The sequence below is a fragment of the Streptomyces sp. NPDC096012 genome (assembly GCF_040426375.1).
GTDB lineage: Bacteria > Actinomycetota > Actinomycetes > Streptomycetales > Streptomycetaceae > Streptomyces.
Genome location: NZ_JBEOTD010000035.1, coordinates 58,598 through 77,626, shown reverse-complemented (window position 1 = coordinate 77,626; position 19,029 = coordinate 58,598). Strand labels below are relative to the sequence as shown.

Sequence of the window (19,029 nt, the reverse complement as noted above, 5' to 3'; positions counted from 1 at the left end):
GCAGAAAGTTTCTCCGACCAGTAAGAATCGAGGAGGGCGCTGCAGTGGAAGCCGCGGGCTGTCCATGATCCAAGCAAGGTTCCCCTGGACCTCGCGCTGGCGGTCGCACTCGGTAGGGATTGGCTTGTGGATGTCGTCATGCTGCAGTTTGAGCTGGCCGTGTTCGGCCCCGGTCGTCCCAATACCACTGTCTCCCGCCTCATCGACGCCCTCGCCGCCTTGGGCGAGAAGGCACTGGACGCCGTCCGCCGGGTAGGGTCCGAAGTCCGTTCACATTTTTGGTCGCTGACCGAGTACCAGGCCCCGAATGCGGGCAGAGAGGTGATCATCGATCTGGACGGTAGCCTCATTGTCGCGCACTCTGACAAGCAAGACGCGGCCCCGACCCGGAAGAAGGCCTATGGGCCGCCATCCGCTGATGGGTTTCGTCGACTACGGGCCCGGTGGAACCAGTGAACCCGTCGCCGCCCTCCCACCGGCCGGCGCCGCACCCTCCACTTTGCCTGCTACTGGTCCTGGCATCACGACATCACGCCCGACCGGCTCGCTCAACTGCTGAACCCGGGATGACCATTGATTTCTCTGTCCCGACGATCAGTACTACCGCGACCGGAGCAGTGGAACCCGACGCCCACGCGGTGCGACAACCGGGCCGTTGACCTGCCTGCCCGTCAGCCACAGCACGCGAAACGGTCCCCCCGACTTCGTCGGCAGACCGTTCCATCGTAGCTTCTACATGGATTTCACGGCAGTGATCGATAATATGCGAGTCGCGAGGAATCCCACTCAACGATTTCCAAGACATCGTTGAGATAAGCATTGGAGACGCTCTCACGACTACTTTTCTGGAATTCCCGATAGATGGACCACAGGCCATCACGAATGGTTTCGAAGCAACGCCAGTAGAAGCCTGACTCGACAGAGTCACCATCCTCTTCTGCAGAGGCGAACCAAAGTAGCAGCCACGCTGCCTCATCGATCTGGTTCGTATTCAGTCCATCGGCAATCATAGCCATGAGGACCGCACACACGGCCGGTGCGGGCTCCTTCAGGATCGACTGGGTGATAGCGCATCCGTCTAGCGCCCGAAATGCATCTGCAGCCCCATCGATAGCGGACTCCAGAACCTTGACGAGATGCCCAGCGGATCTTCCGCAGCCGCACTTCAGCGAGTCCCATTTGTGTCGACTGATTTCTCTGCGTGCCAGACTCAAGATAGTTCGACTTCCTGAGTAGTGAATGGTGCTGCACCTGGGATGCAGCGCTTGATTCTTCGGTCCGGTTTCTATTGATACCATACTCCCCGCGGATCTCCTGTAACGCCTGGACCGAAGTGACTGCGGGGGTAATCCTGTTGGCATTCCGGGCAAACGGGCTTGACGCTCGGTGCGTAAGTTGCCGCCGTTTTACCTTTCACTGCTTCATATGCAACACCCCACCGCACCTTGGTCCAGTCGCCGCCGAGCAGTCGGACGACGTTGCCCTCTGCGCAGTAGGTGGCCGCACCGCCTGTCACGTCCGGTCCAGAGGATGCGACGGCAAGTTCGCCGGTGTCAACGTGGTACCCGGAAACGTAGGTACGGGCTGCGGTACGGGCGGTGCGGTTCTCGACCGCAGCCTTCCGGGCCAGTGCTTGGCCGTGGGAGAGCCGCTCGTCAGGTGTCCAATCGGCTGGAGCCGCTTCCTTGTGCGAGTACGCAGGTCGCGACTTCTGACCGACGGGCCCTCGAGAGGTGGTACCTCGCGGAATTGGCGCTGCTTTGACCGGTGGGATGGCGCTACCGCCGCTATTGTCGGTGGGGGACGGAGTCTCCTCGGTCGTGGGCTTCGGGGCGTCGTCGGCGACTTTTCCGTCGGTGGCCTTGAGCTTGGTGGCCGCCTTTTCCAGGTCTTTCTCGGTGCCGTCCAGGACTTGGTGAAAGGTGCCGGGCAGCCTCTTGAAGATGTCCTCCGCTATGGACTTGAGGGCCGCTTCCAAGACCTGGACAACGTGCCACCTTCCGCCGGCCGAGTGCGTCTCGATCTTCCGGGCGTTGGCCCGCCGGTGGGCCCGGATACTCGCCGTCTCCACGCGGTTCTTGTGCTTCTTGGCCGTGTCGGCGACGCGCTGCAGCGCCTTGTAGTCGGCCTTGAGGCTCACGGCCTCGAAGACGACGTTGGTGCTGCCCTTCAGCATCTTGGCGATGGCTGCGTTCGCGTGGTGGCTGATTTCCGTCGCAGCTTCGTTGATCAGATAGCCGATGATCTTGTTCTCGAGCTCCTGGAGCGCGAACTTGACCGTCATCTTGGTGAGCGCGATCTCCAACGGCAGTTCACCTTCGGCGATGCCCAAGGTGAACAGGGCCTCGCCCTGGGTTGCGATCACCTCGATCGCCAGGGCGACTGCAGCTCCGATCACCACCTCCTTCTGGACCACTACCGCTTCGGCGGCCATGTCCAAGGCTTCGGCGAAGGCATGCATAGGGCCGCGCATGGCCATCATCTGCGAGTGGTGATGATCCCAGTGCTCTGCCAGGGTCTTGACCATGCCGGACTGATTGGAATCCTTCAGGCCGTGGACGGCATCATGCGACAGTTGGGACAGCTGTGTCAGGTCGGTGGCGAACTCTCGTAAGTCGCGTGCCCAGCCCCGTAGTTCGTCCTCATCGATCGCTGGCCATGGCAGACCTAAGAAGTTGAACGCATCTACGACCCAGCCCGGCAGCTCGAGCGACATCACGACCCCCGTCGTCACGCGTCGCGCTCGGCCAGCGCGACGCGCCATCGACATACATGATGCCGTGTGCGCTTCAATCGGTTCCCTGGTGTGCACGGGATTTTCGCAAGAGGCGCCACGTGGTCCGGAACGGTTCGGGAACCAGGGGATGACGCAGTCTCGTCCTCATCCGTAAGCTGACACACCAGCACACCAAGGCAACACCTGCGGCTGCCACGGGGGTTGGCCCTGAGGCGCGTCACATGAGAGGCGGACGCTCCATGGCGAACGTGAACATTACCTATCAGGAGATGCATGACGCGGCCAAGAAGCTGCGCAAAGGCCAATCCGACATCACCCACAACCTGCATGAGATGCACAAGTTTATCCAGCACCTGGTCAACAGCGGGTATGTGACCGACCGTTCCTCGAAGCAGTTCGAGCAGTCGTACACGGAGTTCAACAGCGGCGTGACCCAGACCGTCGAGGGCCTGGAAGGAATCGCGAAGTTCCTGGAGTCCGCCGCGCATACGTTCCAGCAGGCCGACGATGACCTGGCCAGGGGCGCTCGAGGCTGACACGAGCTGCCTGACAGGGTCAACAGGCCACTGCGGGATCATGTGCCGCTGTGGCCCGTTGACCTGTACCTGTATGGGTTTCTGTACGGCTGCACCGCCACGGACTACGAGGCGCCCACCCGGCAGACGGCCGGAGCAGACGCGAACTCCGTCCTGCCGCTCACGATGATCAGCGACGTGACGGTGTAGCAGGTGCCGGAGGGCACCGAACCGGCCGGGAAGACCACCGCCGGCTCGGTGCCGTCCGCGGTTTTCAGGACCGGGTCCTTGACACCGGGGACCTTCGCCCTGACGACGTAACCCGTGACCTGGCCGGCCTGCTGCGGTACCTGCCAGGTGACCTCGACGTTGCCCTCGGCTTTCGTCACCGTCACCTTGCGCGGCATCAGGCCCGCGAGCAGGTTCTGCGGGACCTGCTGGGGGGCGGTGGGGGAGGGTGATGCGCCGGTGTGGGCCGCGCCCTTGTCCGTGCCGTTCAGCAGCAGGGTTATCGCTGTCGCTGAAGCGGCGAAGACCGTTACCGCCGTGCACACCGCGATCAGTCGCCTGCGCGACTGCCGCCGCGCCTCGTCCCTGGCTGCCGATCCCGCTTGTTCCGCCGCCTCGGCCTCCTCCGCTGTCACATCGTCGGCCGGGTCCCATCCGGGCAGCGGCGCCACGGGCGCGGGTTCGGGTTCCAGCGCGGGTACGCGCGCTGCCTGGGCGAGGGGCAGCACGGTCCGCAGCACTCGGTGCACCTCGGTCAGCGGTGGGCGGCCCTCGGGGTTCGGCGACATCATCCGGTGGATCAGGGTGAGCAGCGGGCCGGGTACGCCGGTGAGCTGGGCCGGTGGCGGCAACTCGCCGTGGAAGACCGCCTCGTAGAGCGCGGACGAGCCGGCGCGGCCCGCCTCGAGGTGGGCGGGCTCGCCGTTCAGCAGGGCGTACAGCGTCGCGCCAAGGCTGTAGACGTCGGCTGCAGGGCCCGGGTTCTCCCAGCCGAAGAGTTCGCGGGATGCGTACATCGGGTCGAAGATGGCGCCGAGTCGCGGTGCCGAGCGTTGCAGTACGCGGGCGATGCCGTGGTCGGCGAGCAGGGCGTCGCCGCCGGCGTCGAACAGTACGTTGGAGGGGCGCACGCCGAGGTGCAGTACCCCCCGGCGGTGCCCCGAGTGCAGGGCGAGGGCCAGGCGGGTGCCGATGATGACCACGTCGTCGATCGGGAACGGGCCCGAGGCGGTCAGCCTGGCCTGGGCGTCGCCGCCGGGGCAGAACTGCTCGACGACATAGGGGTGGTGGTCGGGTGTGAAGCCGGCGTCCTCGACGGAGACGGCGCAGGGGTACTGTGCTGCGGCGCCCGCGGAGAGGAGTTCGGAGTGTGCGGCCAGGCGCCGCCGCTCGTCGTCGACGGTGATGTCGAGGACCTTGACGGCGACCTCCGCGCCGGTCGCCTCCTCCCGGCACAGCAGGACGGTGGCGTGGCGTCCGGGGCGGCCGATCCGGCGGAGCGCGACGAAACCCGGGGGCAAAGAGGGCGCCGGAGCGGCCCCGCCCGTGGTGGCGGCGCTGCCCGGCGTGCCGCTCGGGCCGGTCCACTCCGGCATTCGGTTCACCTTCCCAAGCCCTTTTCCTCAGTTTCCGATTCCCCTCTCCCGCTGCGCGGTCACCTCCGCAGCAGCGCGCCGGGATGCAGCGTCCGGCGCAGTCGTTCCCGTCTCGGGACGGAGCGCAGGACGATCTTCTCGACACTGTCACAGTGGGCCCAGGCCGCGTCGGCGGAGGCGGCGTCAGGAGTGCGGCCACCGTAACCGACCTCGTTGACCAGCATGGCGAGCGTGGGCAGGTGGGATCCCACCCCGTCGCCGAGACGGTCCGCGCCGAACGCCGCGACCTCTTCCGCCGTGTGCGCTCCGGTGGCCGGGAGGCCGAGCTCGGTCAGCCGGTCGACGATCTGCTGCCATGCTCCGAGCACCCGGCGGGCCGGGTCCGGGTGTTTGCGGCGCCTGGCGCGGCGCCGATAGGGGGCCCAGGCCGCGTACGACAGGTAGGCGGTCACCAGCGCGAGGCCCACGACGAGAACGTAGAACCACAGCGGGAGGCCCCCGGTGCCGGTGGCCCTGACGGCGGTGCCGCCGCGGCCGTTGTTCTTCGGCGCGGTGTCCGGGCGGGGCTCCTCGGTGATCTTCTTGTCGACCGCCTTGCGGTCCTTCGGCTCACCCGCCGGTGCCACGGACGCGCGGTTCTTCGACGCCTCGCCGGGCGTCGGGTAGAAGGGGACCCAGCCGATACCCCTGAATTCCACCTCCGGCCAGGCGAGGACGTCCTTGCCGGTGATCTGCCAGGTGTCCGCCGAGGTACGCGTACCGGGGCGGAAGCCGACGACGACCCTGGTGGGCAGGCCGAGGGTGCGGGCCATGACGGCGAACGCGGCGGCGAACTGCTCGGAGGTGCCGCGACGGCTGTCTGTGAGGAAGAACTCCAGGCCCCGGTAGGTGTGACCGGGGATGGCGGTGGGGTCGAAGGCGTATCCCCGGCGCAGCCAGTCGGCCAGCCGGACGGCCTGCTGGTACGGGTAGGTGCTGCCCGCGGTGGCTTTTGCGGCGACCTTGGCGAAGGAGTCCACCGACGGGATCCGCTGCCCGGCGACATCGGTGCGGGGGAGCGAGACGAGCTTGGGGTCGTCGGCCGCGGCGGCGTACTGCAGGTGGTCGGCGTCGTAGACGGGCAGCTCGGACGTGACGGTGTAGCTGAAGGCGGAGGGGATGTCCCGGCCGGTGGACAGCACGGCGCTGTCCGGGTCCACGGCCATGTCGGTGTGGGCCGGTGCCGTCACGAAGGACGGCCGGTCGGCGGCGGGCAACCAGATGCCGGGCAGGCGCTGGACGCTGAAACGCTGGGTGAGCCGCTTGGTCCGGCCGGGATCGGTGCCCTTCTCGGCGGGTACGCGGCCGCCGGTGCGGGTCAGTTCGGCGGTGCTGGACCAGGTCGTGCCGTCGTAGGCGTCGAGCACGGCCAGGCGGTAGTTCTGCGCGCTCGTGGCCTTGACGGTGAACACCTTCTCGTCACCGTTGTGCATCCAGGCGGCCACCTGGTCGAGTGGGCTGGTCGACTCCGGGTGCACGATGTGCGGGGTGACCGCTGCGCGGGGGTCGTAGGGGGCGCCCAGTCCGGGCAGGTGAGGGCCGAGCAGGCCGGCCACGAGGGCGAGGACGGCCGTTGTGGGCAGCCCGAACGCCAGGCCACGTATCGAGAAACGGGCGCCGCTGCGGATGAGAAGGAGCACCGCGGCCAGGGCCGCCAGCGCCGCCGGTACCGGGGTGTCGGAACCGGTGCCGTCCACGCCGAGGACGAGCGGGGCTCCGAAGGCGAGTACGGGCGGGACGGCGGGCAGGAGCGAATTGCGGGTACGCAGGGCCAGTTCGGTGGAGGCGAAGGCGGCCAGCCAGAGCACGGCGTGCGGCAGGACCAGCAGTTCCGGGTCGCCGGGGGCGGGCAGGATGGTGGAGAGGACGGCATGAGGCGAGTCGAGGAGCGCGGCCCACACCGCGTGCAGGGCGTGCGGTGTCGGCAGGCCCCCGCCCGTCTGGTGGAACAGCGTCGCGGCCGCCGTCACCAGCCACCCGACACCGGTCAGCAGGACCGATGGCCACAGAGCGGTGGGCCGGTTCGGCCGGGCCTTTCTGGCGAAGAGCAGTCCGGACAGCACCGTCGACAGGGCGACGGGCGCGAGCACCGCGACGAGGAAGACCGGGAGCAGGTCGTGAAGCTCGAAGATCCGGTGGAAACCGTATCCGGAGGCGGCGGTCATCCCGGTCACCGGCAGCAGTGACCACAGCCGGCGGCCGCGGCTCAGCCCCCCGGCGGGAGAGGGTGCCGGTTCCTGCGGACGCTCGGCAGCGCGCGCCGTGTGCGACGACGGCGGCGGGGCGGCCCAGTCCCAGGTCGGACCGCCGCCCTGGGGCGGCTGCGGCGCGGTACGGGCCGCACGCGTCGGCGTCGTCATCGGACGGCCTCCCCGCGCCAGACGGCCGGCAGGGCGTCCAGGGAGACGATGTGCAGCTGCGGAACGTCCAGGCCCGAGCCTGCGAGGGACGGTGCGGTGGGCGAGTCAGCGCCGGCGCGCAGGACCGTCACCCGGTCGAATCGGCGTCGCACGCGGCCGAGCGCCGCCAGGCCGTCGGTGTCACCGGTGCCGGTGACGACGACCAGGGACCCGCCGCCGCGGTGATGATCGAGATCGTCGAAGGCCGCTGCCACGGAGGCGCGATCGGACCGACCGATCAGGGCCAGCCGGTCGAGCAGGGATTCCGCGTCGTTGCCGGAGCCGTCGGTGAGGAGGATCGGACCGGTTTCGCTGAGCAGGCTCACCGGGAAGTGCGAGCGGGCGGCGGCGTGGGCGATGCTGGCCGTGGAGTCGACGGCGAGCTCGAAATCGTCCTCGCCCGCATAGGCGTTGGCGCGGCTGTCGAGGACGACGGTGGTGTGGGGCAGGGACACGTCCACCATCTGACGGACCATCAGCGTGCCGGTACGGGCGGTGGACCGCCAGTGCACACGACGCAGGTCGTCACCGAGGACGTACTCGCGCAGCGCGTGGAAGGTCAGCGAGCCGTCGTCCGCGGTGTCGGAGGTGGGGCCCTCGATGTGGTGGGCCTTGCCGGAGGGCAGGACGGGCAGCGGACAGACCCGCGGGCGGACGACCAGGGTGTCGGCGGAGCCGTAGTCGCGCACACGGCGTGCGAGTCCGAGCGGGTCGGTGCGCAGCAGCCGGAGCGGGCCGACCGGGATGAGTCCGCGCCGGGCGGTCGGCAGCGCGTACCGCACCTCGTGGGCCTGGCCCGCGTGCAGGACGGGGACGTCGATGCTGAGCGGGCGGTCGCCGCACACGTCCGTGGCGCGCAGACCGCGCCTGGTGCGGCTTCCGGTGTTGGTCAGGGTCACGATGCCGTCGGCCGGCTCGCCGCGGGCGATCTTGCGGGGCGCGATGCGGCGCTCTGCGGTGAGTTCCGGTCTGGGCAGTGTCCAGACCACGGCCGTCGCGACCGCGAGCAGGCAGGCGACACCCAGAGCGGCTGCTTCCTGGTAACCGAGCGCGTATCCGGCGGCGGTCAGTGCCACCCCGCCGACGGCGGTCCCCCAGCCGGTAGGGGACAGCATCACACCCTCGCCCCGCCGGCCTGCGGCACCGGCACGGTGGCGAGGACCTCGGCGATGACGTCGGCGCCCGTACGACCGCTGAGCTCGGCTTCCGGCGTCAGGATCAGTCGGTGCGCGAGGACATGCCCGGCCAGGGCCTTGACATCCTCCGGCAGGGCGTAGGCACGTCCCTGTGAAGCGGCCCGCACCCGCACGGCACGCAGGAGCGCGACGGAGCCCCGGGGGGAGGCACCGAGCCGGACGTCGGGGAGTGACCGCGTCGCGGCGACGACCCGGACCAGGTAGTCGTACAGCGGTTCGGCGACCCGGACCCGCGTGGCGGCCTGGATGAACTGGGAGATCTGCTGGGCGGTCGCGATGGTGGGCAGCGACTCCGGTGCGACGCTTGACGCCGAGCCGGTGAGGACGGCGACCTCGGAGGCGTGGTCCGGATAGCCGATGGTGACGCGCATCAGGAAGCGGTCGAGCTGCGCTTCCGGGAGCGGGTACGTGCCCCCCATGTCGACGGAGTTCTGGGTGGCCAGGACCATGAAGGGGCGCGGGACGGGGTGCGTCTTGCCGTCGGCCGTGACCCGGCGCTCCTCCATGACCTCCAGCATCGCCGACTGGGTCTTGGGCGAGGCGCGGTTGATCTCGTCGCCGAGCACGATGTTCGCGAAGACCGGTCCGGGGAGGAATTCGAAACTTCCGGTGTTCTGCCGGTAGATGGTGACGCCGGTGATGTCGGAGGGCAGCAGGTCGGGTGTGAACTGCACCCGCGCGAAGTTGGCTTCCAGACAGGAGGCCAGGCAGCGGGCCAGCGTCGTCTTGCCGGTGCCGGGGACGTCCTCGATGAGAAGGTGGCCCTCGGCGAACAGGCAGACGAGCGCGAGTTCGACGGTGTCGCGCTTGCCCTTGACCACACGCTCGATGTTGTCACCCAGAGCGTGGAAGCACTGGGCGAAGAGCGCGACGGCGTCATCGCGCTGGAACGGCTGAGAAACGCTCACGGCACACGCTCACTTGATCGCGGGTCGACAGGTCATGTGCAGTCCCAGACAGCTGGGTTGAAGCGCGAGTCGACATAGATGTCGGCGACGTAACCGCTGCCGTAGCTCGAGGTGATCTTGGCCCAGACGTCACTCTTCGAACCGTTGTACGGCTGTCGCTCCATCGAGCCCTTCGTCTTGCACTGGACGGTCACCGTCGGGCTGCTCTTGCCCGGGATCGCGCCGTTCCGGTGGCCGGAGGACGTGCTGGGGACGGATCGGATGCCGAGGTCAGTGGTGTCGTTGTCGTTGTGCACGATCTTCATCGGCTGGTCCGGTGGCGTCAGGTCGAGGCTGCCTCCGACCGTGGTACCCGAGCCGGCCGCGTTGGTGGCGGTGACGGACACCGCGTACGTCTTGCTGTTGGCGAGTCCGGCATAGGTGTGGGAAGTCTTCGGTGTCGTGATCGTCCCGGAGGGTCCGCTCACGGTGTATGTCACAGAGGCGTCCGAACCGGCCGGTGCCTGCCAGGTCAGCGTCCCCCCGTGGCCGCCCGACGCTGTTGTCACCTTCAGGTTCTGCGGCGCACCTGGGGAGACGCAGGGCCGGACGGGCGCAGAGAGAGCCGACTCCCTGTTGCTCCCGCCCGCATACTGGGCGACGACCGTGAAGCTGTACTGCTGGGTGCAGGATCCGCCCCTGACTTCGAAAGTGAAAGGGCCGTCGGGCCCGACCGCGTTCGGGGTGACCGTCGCGCCCGCCGGGGCGCCCTTGAGAACGTACTGCTTGGGAGTCACTCCGGACGCCGCCGCGAACGTGACGGTGATGGATCCCGAGCCCGACTGGGCCTGCGGGGTGCCGGGGGCCTTCGGTTCCGGGCAGTCGGCCTCCCACCTGATCGCACAGTTCCGCGTCGGTGCGTGAGTGGTCTTCGACGGTTGCGGCGCGCTGGGTGCGGTGGGCCTGCCGCCCTGGGCGGGGCCGGGCCGACGGTGTGGGGTGGTCGGCCCGGGCGGCGACGCCTGGGTCGCGGGCGGGACCGACGGCAGATTGTCCACGACGGGCTTGTCGTTCTTCTTACGCGCCGTCGGAACCTGCGTCTTGTACTTGCCGATGTGCTTGACCTGCCCACCGGGGCTGATGACGGCGGCAGAGGCGCTCTCCTGGTCGTTGACCCACAACAGCCCGTTGCGGCTGAAGAGTTCGAGGCCGCCGGGATGGCCCGTGACCGGTACCGAGTCGTCGAAGGCCGATGCCGCGGTGTCGTACACCAACAGGGCGCCGGTGCTCTCGTCGGGGATGTAGACCCGCTTGCCCAGAACCTGCGGTGCACCAAGGCGGTGTCCCGTCGTCGGCACCTTGGCGTTGACGGCCTGACCGGTACGGAGGTCGATCAGCGCGAGTGCTCCGGAGTCCCTGGCCAGAACCGGCACGGTTGAGCCATCGGTGTTCGCCGGCACCAGGATGTCGGCCGGACCGGAGTCGGCGATGCCTCCCTGAAGGTTGAAGGACTGCTGGGTGCCGGCCACCGAGAGCACCTTGGTGACGGCCGCAGTGCGGTCGGTCACCACCGGAGTGCCGTCTGCCAGTGTCAGTACGAGATCGTGCCGGGCGGCCGCGACCTTCACCGCCGCGCTGCGCGCACCGTTGACGAACGGCACGACGGTGCCGTTGCCCGGAACGGGCACCCACAAGGTGCCCTTGGGGTCCACCGTCGCCGCGCCGAGCCGGGTGCCCAGTTTCACCGGCGCGCCGACCGGTGTCGTCATCGCCGGATCGATCCGCTGCACGGTGCCCTTGGCCGGGTTCACCACGTAGGCGTATGAGCCACCGGCGACCAGTTGCAGCCCGGTGACCCCATAGTCGGAGGACTGCTCGGCGGTGAGCTGTGAGGGATCGACACGGATGATCTTCCCGGTCTTCTCGTCCAGCACCAGGACGGTCTTGCCGTCCTGCGATACGGACACCGGATGCCCCGCCATTCCGGGCAGCTCCGCCTTGCCGTCGACCTGCCCGGTGAGCCCGTTCGCGTGAGCGGCCTCTCCCTTGCCGCTGCTGGAGAGCCACGCACCGATGTCGGCGAGGTGCGGCAGTGAGCCTGACACGCCGACGCCTACCGCTACCGATGTGCCGATCAGAGCGCACACCGCGGCGACCGCAACATACCCGGTGGTTCGATTGCGAGTGGGGCGGACAGTCGCCCAGACCACCGTGGCCGCAGATACAGCACCCTGCTTGAGCCTTGCCGTCAGGCTTGGTCGTACCGCGGGTGTGGTTGCCGCGGGGTCCTTGAGGCTGCGCGGACGCAGCCCTGGCGGTAACCCTCCGCCTCCGACGCCAGTCCCTGGCATGTCCACCCCTTCCCCCGAAGAAGGATGTCCCCTGCAACGTCAGGCTATCCGTCTGCCGGATGCTCTGTCAGGTGTCCGTCGTCAACCGTGACAAGGGTGAAACACTTGCCTCTGATCTCGGATGGCGGTGGAACGGAGCACGCAGGCGCCGCACTTCGCCTGGCCGAACGAGTTGTGTGCCGTCCCGACTCCGAAGCGCCTGGGCAACCCGGTGAGCGGCGACGCATACCGGAGTCGGCGACTTCGAACGTGACACACATCACACCGTACGCATCCCCAAAAACCTGGCGCAGCCTGGCGTCGACGTGCCCCAGGCCCACCCTGTCCGAATTCCCTGCGCTTGGCCAGGCATGCGCCGGCGGCGCCCGTGCTCCCGGCCCCGCCCGTGGCCAGGACGCGCCGCAGCCTTCTTCGATGCCCCCGGGGGGGTGCTATCCATCGTCCAGAAAACGGCCTGCCGGATCGGCTGGCAGAATTCGTGTTCTCCGGCGCCCTGGAGTTTATCCTCGCGTTCGTCATCGTCGGGGCACTCCAATGCCACTTGCTGCCTGAGGCGGCGACTCTGGGCGAGGGACACCGACACCCGCCCCCGGCCAGACCGGCTTCTGAGGCGCGCCCTGACGGAAGTCTCAGGGAGCGATTCTCCCTTGTGCCACCAAGACCGTATCGTCAGCCGTCAACTCCCCCCTCGGACACAACGATTGACGGCACGGTGATGAGGGCCTCGACCTGACGGTCGTGGTCCTCGTTGCGTGTTCGTAGCTGATTCTGATGCCTAGGGCTCCGTAGCGTGAGCCCTTCTTGTCGGCGCCGATCGCTTGGATGCGCTGTGTAATGTCTCCAAGTCTCTGAGTGATCTGGCGGATCTGTGGCGCGTTGAGCGGGGGTTCCTTCCTTCGGGGGAGGGTCGGAAGCGCGTCCAGCTTCTGTTGCGCTGCCGCTCGCACTCCTTGATCGCCTGGCGGGCTTGAGCCTGCTCGGGTGTTGGGGCCTGTGCGGCGCTTGCCGCGATGCCAGCCTGGCTGAGTGCGGTGATGGTGGCGTTGAGCCGCTGCGGGGCGAAGGCGCGGGCGATCCACGCGTCCAGTGCCCGGCAGATGTTGTCTTCGCGCAGGTTGATGGTGCACGGATGATTGGCCGGTGCGCCGACCTCGGATCCGAGGGCCGCAGCTCCGGCAGCCGACCGGGGTCCGTGGACCGGAAGTGAGGCTCAATCATGGCCGCTGTCCGCACCCGCATGATTGTGTCCGGGTGCACCAGCAGCAGGAGCTGACGCAGTGCCTCGGCAGATGGTGGAGCAGGCCGGCGAGGACAGCGCGGTCGGTGTCTGTGAACGTGGGCTTGCTGACCTGGCGTTGCGGTTCGAGCAGTTGGTGTCGCAGGGTGATCAGAGTCAGCTGCCGCGTGGTCTGCTCGTCCGCCCGATTCACGCACTCCTATTGTGGACGGACGACATGCGGGGGTAACCTCCGCGACATTCCTGCAACGTTGCAAAAGGTAGATCGCATTCAACTTTTGCAACGTTGCAGGCCGGTTCCTCACGTCCTCTCCCCATCACCTCCCCACCGCGAAGGAGCGCTCGATGCACAGGAGAAAGAGGCCGGACCGGACGCTTCCGAGAGACCGACGCAGCCGGACGCCCTGGTGGCTGTCCCGGGCCGGTGCCGTTCTCGCCGCGTTCGCCCTGGCCGTTTCCGGAATGGCACTGGCCGTCGGCACCGCCTCGGCGGCGCCGACCACCGGCGTGCTGTACTCGCCCGATATCTCTGCGAACCCGAACGAGGACGCCAGCTACCCCCGGGTGATCCGGCTGGAGCACAGTGGTGGCGCCAACGGCACGCTGCTGGCGACCTTCTCGCACTCCGGAGTGGGCACCCAGAAGGCGAGCTTCCCCATCTACCGATCGACCGACGGCGGTCAGCACTGGTCCGCCTCGCCGATCGGCACCGTCACCGACACCGTGCACGGCTGGGACCTGGACGGCCCCACGCTCTACGAACTGCCGCAGGCCGAGGGCCCGCTGCCGGCCGGCACCCTGCTCGCCGCGGGCACCGCCTGGAACCGCAACGACTACACGCAGCAGGCCGTCGAGGTGTTCACCAGCACCGATCAGGGCGCCACCTGGTCGTACCGCAGCGCATGCACCTCGGAGTCGGGGATGGCGAACCGCCAGGGCCACGGCATCTGGGAGCCGGAGTTCACCGTGGCGTCCAACGGGAGCCTGGTCTGCTACTTCTCCGACGAGCGGCCGTCGACGAACGGCTACCCACAGGTCCTGGCCCACGTGACCAGCACCGACGGCGGCGCCACCTGGGGCGGCGAGGTCTACGACGTGGCCGTGCAGGACAACGTTCAGCGCCCGGGCATGGCCAGCGTGGTCAAGCTACCCAACGGCTCGTACGCGATGGCCTACGAGGACTGCAAGGCCGGCTACGACCCGGACTCGGCCTGCTCCGTCTACGTCAAGGCCTCGCCGGACGGGCTGAGTTGGAACCCCGGCAACCTCGGCAACATCGCCCAGACCATGGACGGGCGGCACTTCCTGCACACCCCGCAACTGGCCTGGAGCCCGTCCGGCGGCGCCAACGGCACCCTGCTGCTGTCCGGCCAGCGCGTGGTCTACGGTACGGACGGCAGTGCGCTCACGGTGGAGAAGGAGTCCGGCTCGGTGCTGCTGGCCAACACCCACCTGGGCAACGGCAGCTGGACCGAGACGACCGCTCCCGCGGCGGTCGACCCGACCGGCGGCTACGACGCGGGCGAGACATCCTGCCCCGGCTACAGCTCGCCGATCCTGCCCTCCGCCGACGGCTCCACGATGCTCTATCTGGCCGGCACACACCTGAGCAACGGCAAGTGCCAGGTCAGCTTCGGCACCGAGGTGACCCCCGGGCCGACCGGTGCCATCACCGGGCCGGGCACGACGAACAAGTGCCTGGACGTGGACACCAACACCTCCACCAACGGCAACAAGGTGCAGCTGTGGGACTGCAACGGGGTGCCAGGTCAGCAGTGGGCGCGCATGAGCGACGGCACGCTCCGCGCCTTCGGCAAGTGCCTGGACATCGTGGCCAACGGGACCGCGAACTACTCCAAGGTCGAGCTGTGGGACTGCGACAACGCGGGCGGTCAGCAGTGGTTCCCGCAGCCCGACGGCTCGCTGTTCAATCCGCAGTCCGGGCGCTGCCTCGACGATCCGCAGGCCGACACCGCCAACGGCACCCAGCTTCAGATCTACGACTGCAACGGGCTGTCCACGCAGGTGTGGCACCTGGCCGACTCCAACCAGGGGCCGACCGGTGCCATCACCGGGCCGGGCACGACGAACAAGTGCCTGGACGTGGACACCAACACCTCCACCAACGGCAACAAGGTGCAGCTGTGGGACTGCAACGGGGTGCCAGGTCAGCAGTGGGCGCGCATGAGCGACGGCACGCTCCGCGCCTTCGGCAAGTGCCTGGACATCGTGGCCAACGGGACCGCGAACTACTCCAAGGTCGAGCTGTGGGACTGCGACAACGCGGGCGGTCAGCAGTGGTTCCCGCAGCCCGACGGCTCGCTGTTCAATCCGCAGTCCGGGCGCTGCCTCGACGATCCGCAGGCCGACACCGCCAACGGCACCCAGCTTCAGATCTACGACTGCAACGGGCTGTCCACGCAGGACTGGCACCTGCCGTAACTCCCGTGACCGACGCGGCGCTTGCGGCTGCCGCGGCGGTGACCTCATAGCCGCGTCCCCGCATCCCGTACGCACAAGCTGCGGTCGCCCGGGCCCGTCCGGCCTGCCTGGGCGCCCCAGGCCGCGACCCAACCGTGATGCACGAATCTATTGCAACGTTGCAATTGGCTGGTTACCGTCTTGCAACGTTGCAACAAGCGCGATGAAGGGCTCAGGTGACACGAACGATGTCCGAGAACTGCACAGGCAGAAGCCGCCGCAACGGCAGGCCCCGCCGGTGGGCGGTGGCGACCGGCGCGGCCGTCCTGGCGACCGCCCTCCTCACCGCGTGCGGCAGCAGCGGCGACTCCGCGATGCAGGGCGCGACCGGCGGCACGCCAGGCGGCGGTTCCGGCGGCGCCGGCTGCCGGTCGGGCGCGACCTCCCTCACCTTCTGGGGCTGGTCGGCCGGCTACGACCTGGTGGTCAAGAAGTTCAACCAGACCCACCCGGACATCTGCGTCGAGCTGGAGAACGCCGGCGCCGCCAACGACGAGTACGTCAAACTCAGCGACGCCCTCAAGGCGCACAGTGGCACCCCCGACGTCGCGCAGATCGAGTACTTCGAACTGCCGTCGTTCGAGATCACCAAGAGCCTGGTGGACCTGTCCCCGTACGGCATCGGCGACGCGCAGCAGAACGAGGCCCCCGCCGCCTGGTCCGCGGTCACCCGGGGCTCGGCGCACTACGCGATGCCCGTCGACCTCGGCCCGCTCGCGCTGTACTACAACTCGGCCGCGTTCACGCAGCACAAGATCGCGGTCCCGGCCACGTGGAGCCAGTTCGCGGCCGCGGCCGACAAACTGCACTCCGCCGACCCCAAGGCCGCCATGACCAACTTCGACCCGGTCGACGCCCAGCCGGTGCTCGCGATGATGCAGCAGTACGGCGCATTCCCCTTCACGTACACCGGCGGGGACACGCTCGGCATCAACTTCACCGGCGCCGCGCAGACCGCCTTCGCGAACTTCTGGCAGGGCTTGATCGACAAGAAGGAGGTCACCACCGCGGCCGACTTCTCGCCTGCCCAGTGGTCCCACCTCGACAGCGGCGCCAACGCGGCCCGGATCAGCCCCGCGTGGGGACCGGTCGGCATGCAGGGCAGTATCAAGAAGACCATCGGCTCCTGGCGGGCGGCCCCCCTACCGCAGCAGCAGGCGGGCCAGAGCGCCGGCGGCAACTGGGGCGGTTCCACGCTCGCCGTGGTCAAGGGCACCCCGCACGCCAAGGAGGCGGCAGAGTTCGCGAAGTGGTTCGGCGGTTCGGCCGACGCCTGGCAGATCCTCAGCGACGACGTCGCCGGCGCGTTCCCCGGCTACCAGCCGCTGCTGAACTCGCCCGCCTTCCAGAGCAGGACGCTGCCGATCTCCGGCACCAGCCGGCCGAACAAGGTGTTCGCCAAGGCCGCCCAGGACCTCCGCCCCATCCAGTGGCCGCCGATCATGACCGCGGCGCTCACCCAGTGGACCTCCACCTTCGCCGGGGTCACCAAGGGCACCGAGACCCTGCCGGAGGCGTTCAAGACCTTCCAGAAGCAGATGGTCTCGTACGCCAAGGCCCAGGGCTTCAAGGTCACCGAGGGCTGAGCGCGCGAGGCACGAGAGGTAGATCCACGTGAACCACACCACGGCCCACCACGGCTCACCGCCCGGCCCGCCGGGCACCGTCCCCGCCGCCGACACAGGTGCCCGCCCCGGCACCCGCCCCCGTACCCCTCCCGCGGGCGGTCCGCCGCGGCGCGGCCGGCGCCGCGCAAACCGCCGCGAGTGGCCCGGCGCGGTCTTCATCAGCCCACACATGCTGGCCCTGGCCCTGTTCATGCTGGTCCCGACGGTCTATGCGATCTACGACAGCATGCGCACCACCCGCCTCATCGGCGGCAGTCACTACTCCGGACTTGCCAACTACCGCACGGTGCTGCACTCCCCGGAGTTCTGGGACGGGGTGCGCCGCGTCCTGGTGTTCACCGCGATCCAGGTACCGGTGACCATCGCCCTGGCGTTCTTCTTCGCCGCGATGTTCGACGCCGGGGCGGTGAAGTACGGCCGTTTCTTCCGCACGGTGTTCTTCATGCCGTTCGCGGTGCCGGGCGTGGTGGCGGCGGTGATGTGGTCGTTCCTGCTGCTGCCGGACTTCGGTCCGTACGCGAAGCTGATGCACAGCCTCGGTTTCGGGCACGTGGACTTCTTCTCCTCCCGGCTGATCCTGCCGACGATCGTGATCATCGTGATCTGGGAGTGGACCGGCTACAACGTCACTATCCTCTACACCTCGCTGAAGTCCATACCGCGGCACGTCACTGAGGCCGCCGTCATGGATGGCGCCAAGCTGTCCACCATCATCCTGAAGCTGAAGCTGCCCATGGTCCGCCCGACCATCGTCATGCTGTTCTTCCTCAACACGGTCGGCGCGCTGCAGCTGTTCACCGAGCCGTCTATCCTCGCGGCCTTCCAGCCGCAGGCGGTCAGCTACGGCTTCACACCCAGCCTGTACGTCTACAACACCGCCGTCGGCAGCGGTGACTACAACCTCGGCGCCGCCGCGGCGGTCATCCTGGCCCTGATCATCGGCGCGCTCTCGCTGGGCGCGTTCGTGGTCCGCAAGAGGTCCGGGGAGTTCCGATGAGCACCGAATCCACAAGGCGCCTTCGCCGCGGCCGGAAGGACAACTCCGACACCGTCCCGATCCACCTGTACGGGCTGCGCCGCGGCACCGTCACCATCCTGACCGCCGTCTGCGCCGCGTTCGCGCTCTTCGTCCTGGCCCCCATCGCCTGGCTGGCGATCAACGCGACCAAGACGCAGGCCAACGTCTACGGCACGCCCGGCTTCTGGTTCGCCCGTCCCTTCCACCTCTTGCAGAACCTCTCGGCTCTGGGCAAGAACATCAGCGGCGCCGGCGTCTACCTGCAGTGGCTCGGCAACACCATGCTGTACGCGGTGAGCGCCGCGGTCGGCGCGACCCTGCTGTCCGCGCTGGCCGGCTACGGCTTCGCCCGCTTCCGCTTCCGCGGCTCCAACGCGCTGTTCTACCTGGTGATGTCCACCCTGCTGGTGCCCATCACCTCGGTCGCGCTGCCGCTGTTCCTGGTGTACGCCAAGGTGGGGCTGGTCAACTCGGTGTGGGGGATGATCCTGCCGAGCACGGTCTCCCCGGTAGGCATCTACCTGATGCGCACCTACATCGACGCCTCGGTACCGCGGGACCTGATCGACGCGGCGCGCATGGACGGCGCGGGCGAGCTGCGGATCTTCGTCCGGATCGTGCTGCCGCTGACGGTGCCCGGCCTGGTCACGGTGCTGCTGCTGACCGTCGTCGCGGTCTGGAACAACTACTTCCTGCCGCTGATCCTCTTCAGCCGCAACAGCCTCTACCCGCTCACCGTCGGCCTGTCCTCCCTGTCGCACGCGGCCGAGACCGGCTCCAAGGCCGAACTGGTCCCCGTCCTTATCGCTGGCGGCCTGGTCACCGTACTGCCGCTGATCCTGCTGTTCCTGTTCCTGGAGAAGTACTTCCGCGGCGGCGCGCTCCAGGGCAGCACCACCGGCTGAACCGCCTGCCCATACCCACGGCGCTTCTAAGA

Annotated in this window: 12 protein-coding genes and 1 pseudogene; 6 read left to right on the top strand and 7 right to left on the bottom strand. The window is 68.4% G+C overall.

All coding sequences use genetic code 11. From position 1 onward, the window contains the following. Positions 1–48: 48 nt before the first annotated feature. A pseudogene (locus tag ABVB68_RS28295) lies at positions 49–508 on the top strand (transposase); the annotation flags it as partial. A 235-nt stretch (positions 509–743) separates the two neighbouring features. Here ABVB68_RS28295 and ABVB68_RS28290 read toward each other — a convergent pair. Both ABVB68_RS28290 and ABVB68_RS28285 read right to left on the bottom strand, forming a co-directional pair. Next, the gene (locus ABVB68_RS28290) at positions 744–1,214 is read right to left on the bottom strand and encodes a hypothetical protein (RefSeq protein ID WP_353603989.1); all 471 of its coding nucleotides are present in this window, start codon (positions 1,212–1,214) and stop codon (positions 744–746) included. Between the two features lie 71 nt (positions 1,215–1,285). After that, positions 1,286–2,716: a WXG100-like domain-containing protein gene (locus ABVB68_RS28285; protein WP_353603988.1), complete on the bottom strand. Its 1,431-nt coding sequence runs from the start codon at positions 2,714–2,716 to the stop codon at positions 1,286–1,288. Between the two features lie 260 nt (positions 2,717–2,976). Here ABVB68_RS28285 and ABVB68_RS28280 point away from each other — a divergent pair, with 260 nt between their 5' ends. Continuing rightward, positions 2,977–3,273 carry a WXG100 family type VII secretion target gene (locus tag ABVB68_RS28280; protein WP_353603987.1) on the top strand — a complete coding sequence of 99 codons (297 nt, stop codon included), beginning with the start codon at positions 2,977–2,979 and terminating at the stop codon, positions 3,271–3,273. A gap of 104 nt (positions 3,274–3,377) precedes the next feature. Here the strand turns inward: ABVB68_RS28280 and ABVB68_RS28275 are convergent, their stop codons facing one another. From ABVB68_RS28275 to ABVB68_RS28255, 5 genes are read right to left on the bottom strand one after another with little or no spacing between them, the layout of a single operon-like run. Beyond that, positions 3,378–4,856: a serine/threonine-protein kinase gene (locus tag ABVB68_RS28275; RefSeq protein ID WP_353603986.1), complete on the bottom strand. Its 1,479-nt coding sequence runs from the start codon at positions 4,854–4,856 to the stop codon at positions 3,378–3,380. 59 nt (positions 4,857–4,915) lie between these two features. Further along, complete coding sequence (locus ABVB68_RS28270; protein WP_353603985.1) at positions 4,916–7,255, bottom strand: transglutaminase TgpA family protein; 2,340 nt, start codon at positions 7,253–7,255, stop codon at positions 4,916–4,918. Further along, positions 7,252–8,409, bottom strand: coding sequence for a DUF58 domain-containing protein (locus ABVB68_RS28265; protein WP_353603984.1), 1,158 nt, complete (start codon positions 8,407–8,409; stop codon positions 7,252–7,254). Before ABVB68_RS28265 ends, ABVB68_RS28270 begins: the two co-directional genes overlap by 4 nt. Next, a complete protein-coding gene (locus ABVB68_RS28260) occupies positions 8,409–9,398 on the bottom strand; it encodes an AAA family ATPase (protein ID WP_353603983.1) in 990 nt (329 codons plus the stop codon). The genes ABVB68_RS28265 and ABVB68_RS28260 overlap by 1 nt, the downstream gene beginning before the upstream one ends. Before the next feature lie 32 nt (positions 9,399–9,430). Next, entirely contained in the window at positions 9,431–11,728 is a 2,298-nt protein-coding gene (locus tag ABVB68_RS28255) for a fibronectin type III domain-containing protein (RefSeq protein WP_353603982.1), read from the bottom strand. A gap of 1,582 nt (positions 11,729–13,310) precedes the next feature. On the opposite strand from ABVB68_RS28255, the gene ABVB68_RS28250 reads away from it, so the two are divergent. The 4 genes from ABVB68_RS28250 (at position 13,311) to ABVB68_RS28235 (ending at position 18,997) form a co-directional block, all read left to right on the top strand. Beyond that, positions 13,311–15,407, top strand: coding sequence for a ricin-type beta-trefoil lectin domain protein (locus ABVB68_RS28250; RefSeq protein ID WP_353603981.1), 2,097 nt, complete (start codon positions 13,311–13,313; stop codon positions 15,405–15,407). Between the two features lie 227 nt (positions 15,408–15,634). Then, complete coding sequence (locus ABVB68_RS28245) at positions 15,635–17,032, top strand: ABC transporter substrate-binding protein (RefSeq protein WP_353603980.1); 1,398 nt, start codon at positions 15,635–15,637, stop codon at positions 17,030–17,032. Positions 17,033–17,060: 28 nt separating this feature from the next. Continuing rightward, positions 17,061–18,071 (top strand): carbohydrate ABC transporter permease, encoded by a 1,011-nt coding sequence (locus ABVB68_RS28240; RefSeq protein WP_353603979.1) that lies wholly within the window; start codon positions 17,061–17,063, stop codon positions 18,069–18,071. Further along, positions 18,068–18,997, top strand: coding sequence for a carbohydrate ABC transporter permease (locus ABVB68_RS28235; RefSeq protein WP_353603978.1), 930 nt, complete (start codon positions 18,068–18,070; stop codon positions 18,995–18,997). Before ABVB68_RS28240 ends, ABVB68_RS28235 begins: the two co-directional genes overlap by 4 nt. Positions 18,998–19,029: the final 32 nt, after the last annotated feature.

What these genes read in the sequence shown, in the direction of transcription:
- ABVB68_RS28285 (WP_353603988.1), bottom strand. Translation starts at nt 2,716, where the DNA reads ATGTCGCTCGAGCTGCCGGGCTGGGTCGTAGATGCGTTCAACTTCTTA.
- ABVB68_RS28280 (WP_353603987.1), top strand. Translation starts at nt 2,977, where the DNA reads ATGGCGAACGTGAACATTACCTATCAGGAGATGCATGACGCGGCCAAG.
- ABVB68_RS28275 (WP_353603986.1), bottom strand. Translation starts at nt 4,856, where the DNA reads ATGCCGGAGTGGACCGGCCCGAGCGGCACGCCGGGCAGCGCCGCCACC.
- ABVB68_RS28270 (WP_353603985.1), bottom strand. Translation starts at nt 7,255, where the DNA reads ATGACGACGCCGACGCGTGCGGCCCGTACCGCGCCGCAGCCGCCCCAG.
- ABVB68_RS28265 (WP_353603984.1), bottom strand. Translation starts at nt 8,409, where the DNA reads ATGCTGTCCCCTACCGGCTGGGGGACCGCCGTCGGCGGGGTGGCACTG.
- ABVB68_RS28255 (WP_353603982.1), bottom strand. Translation starts at nt 11,728, where the DNA reads ATGCCAGGGACTGGCGTCGGAGGCGGAGGGTTACCGCCAGGGCTGCGT.
- ABVB68_RS28250 (WP_353603981.1), top strand. Translation starts at nt 13,311, where the DNA reads ATGCACAGGAGAAAGAGGCCGGACCGGACGCTTCCGAGAGACCGACGC.
- ABVB68_RS28245 (WP_353603980.1), top strand. Translation starts at nt 15,635, where the DNA reads ATGTCCGAGAACTGCACAGGCAGAAGCCGCCGCAACGGCAGGCCCCGC.
- ABVB68_RS28235 (WP_353603978.1), top strand. Translation starts at nt 18,068, where the DNA reads ATGAGCACCGAATCCACAAGGCGCCTTCGCCGCGGCCGGAAGGACAAC.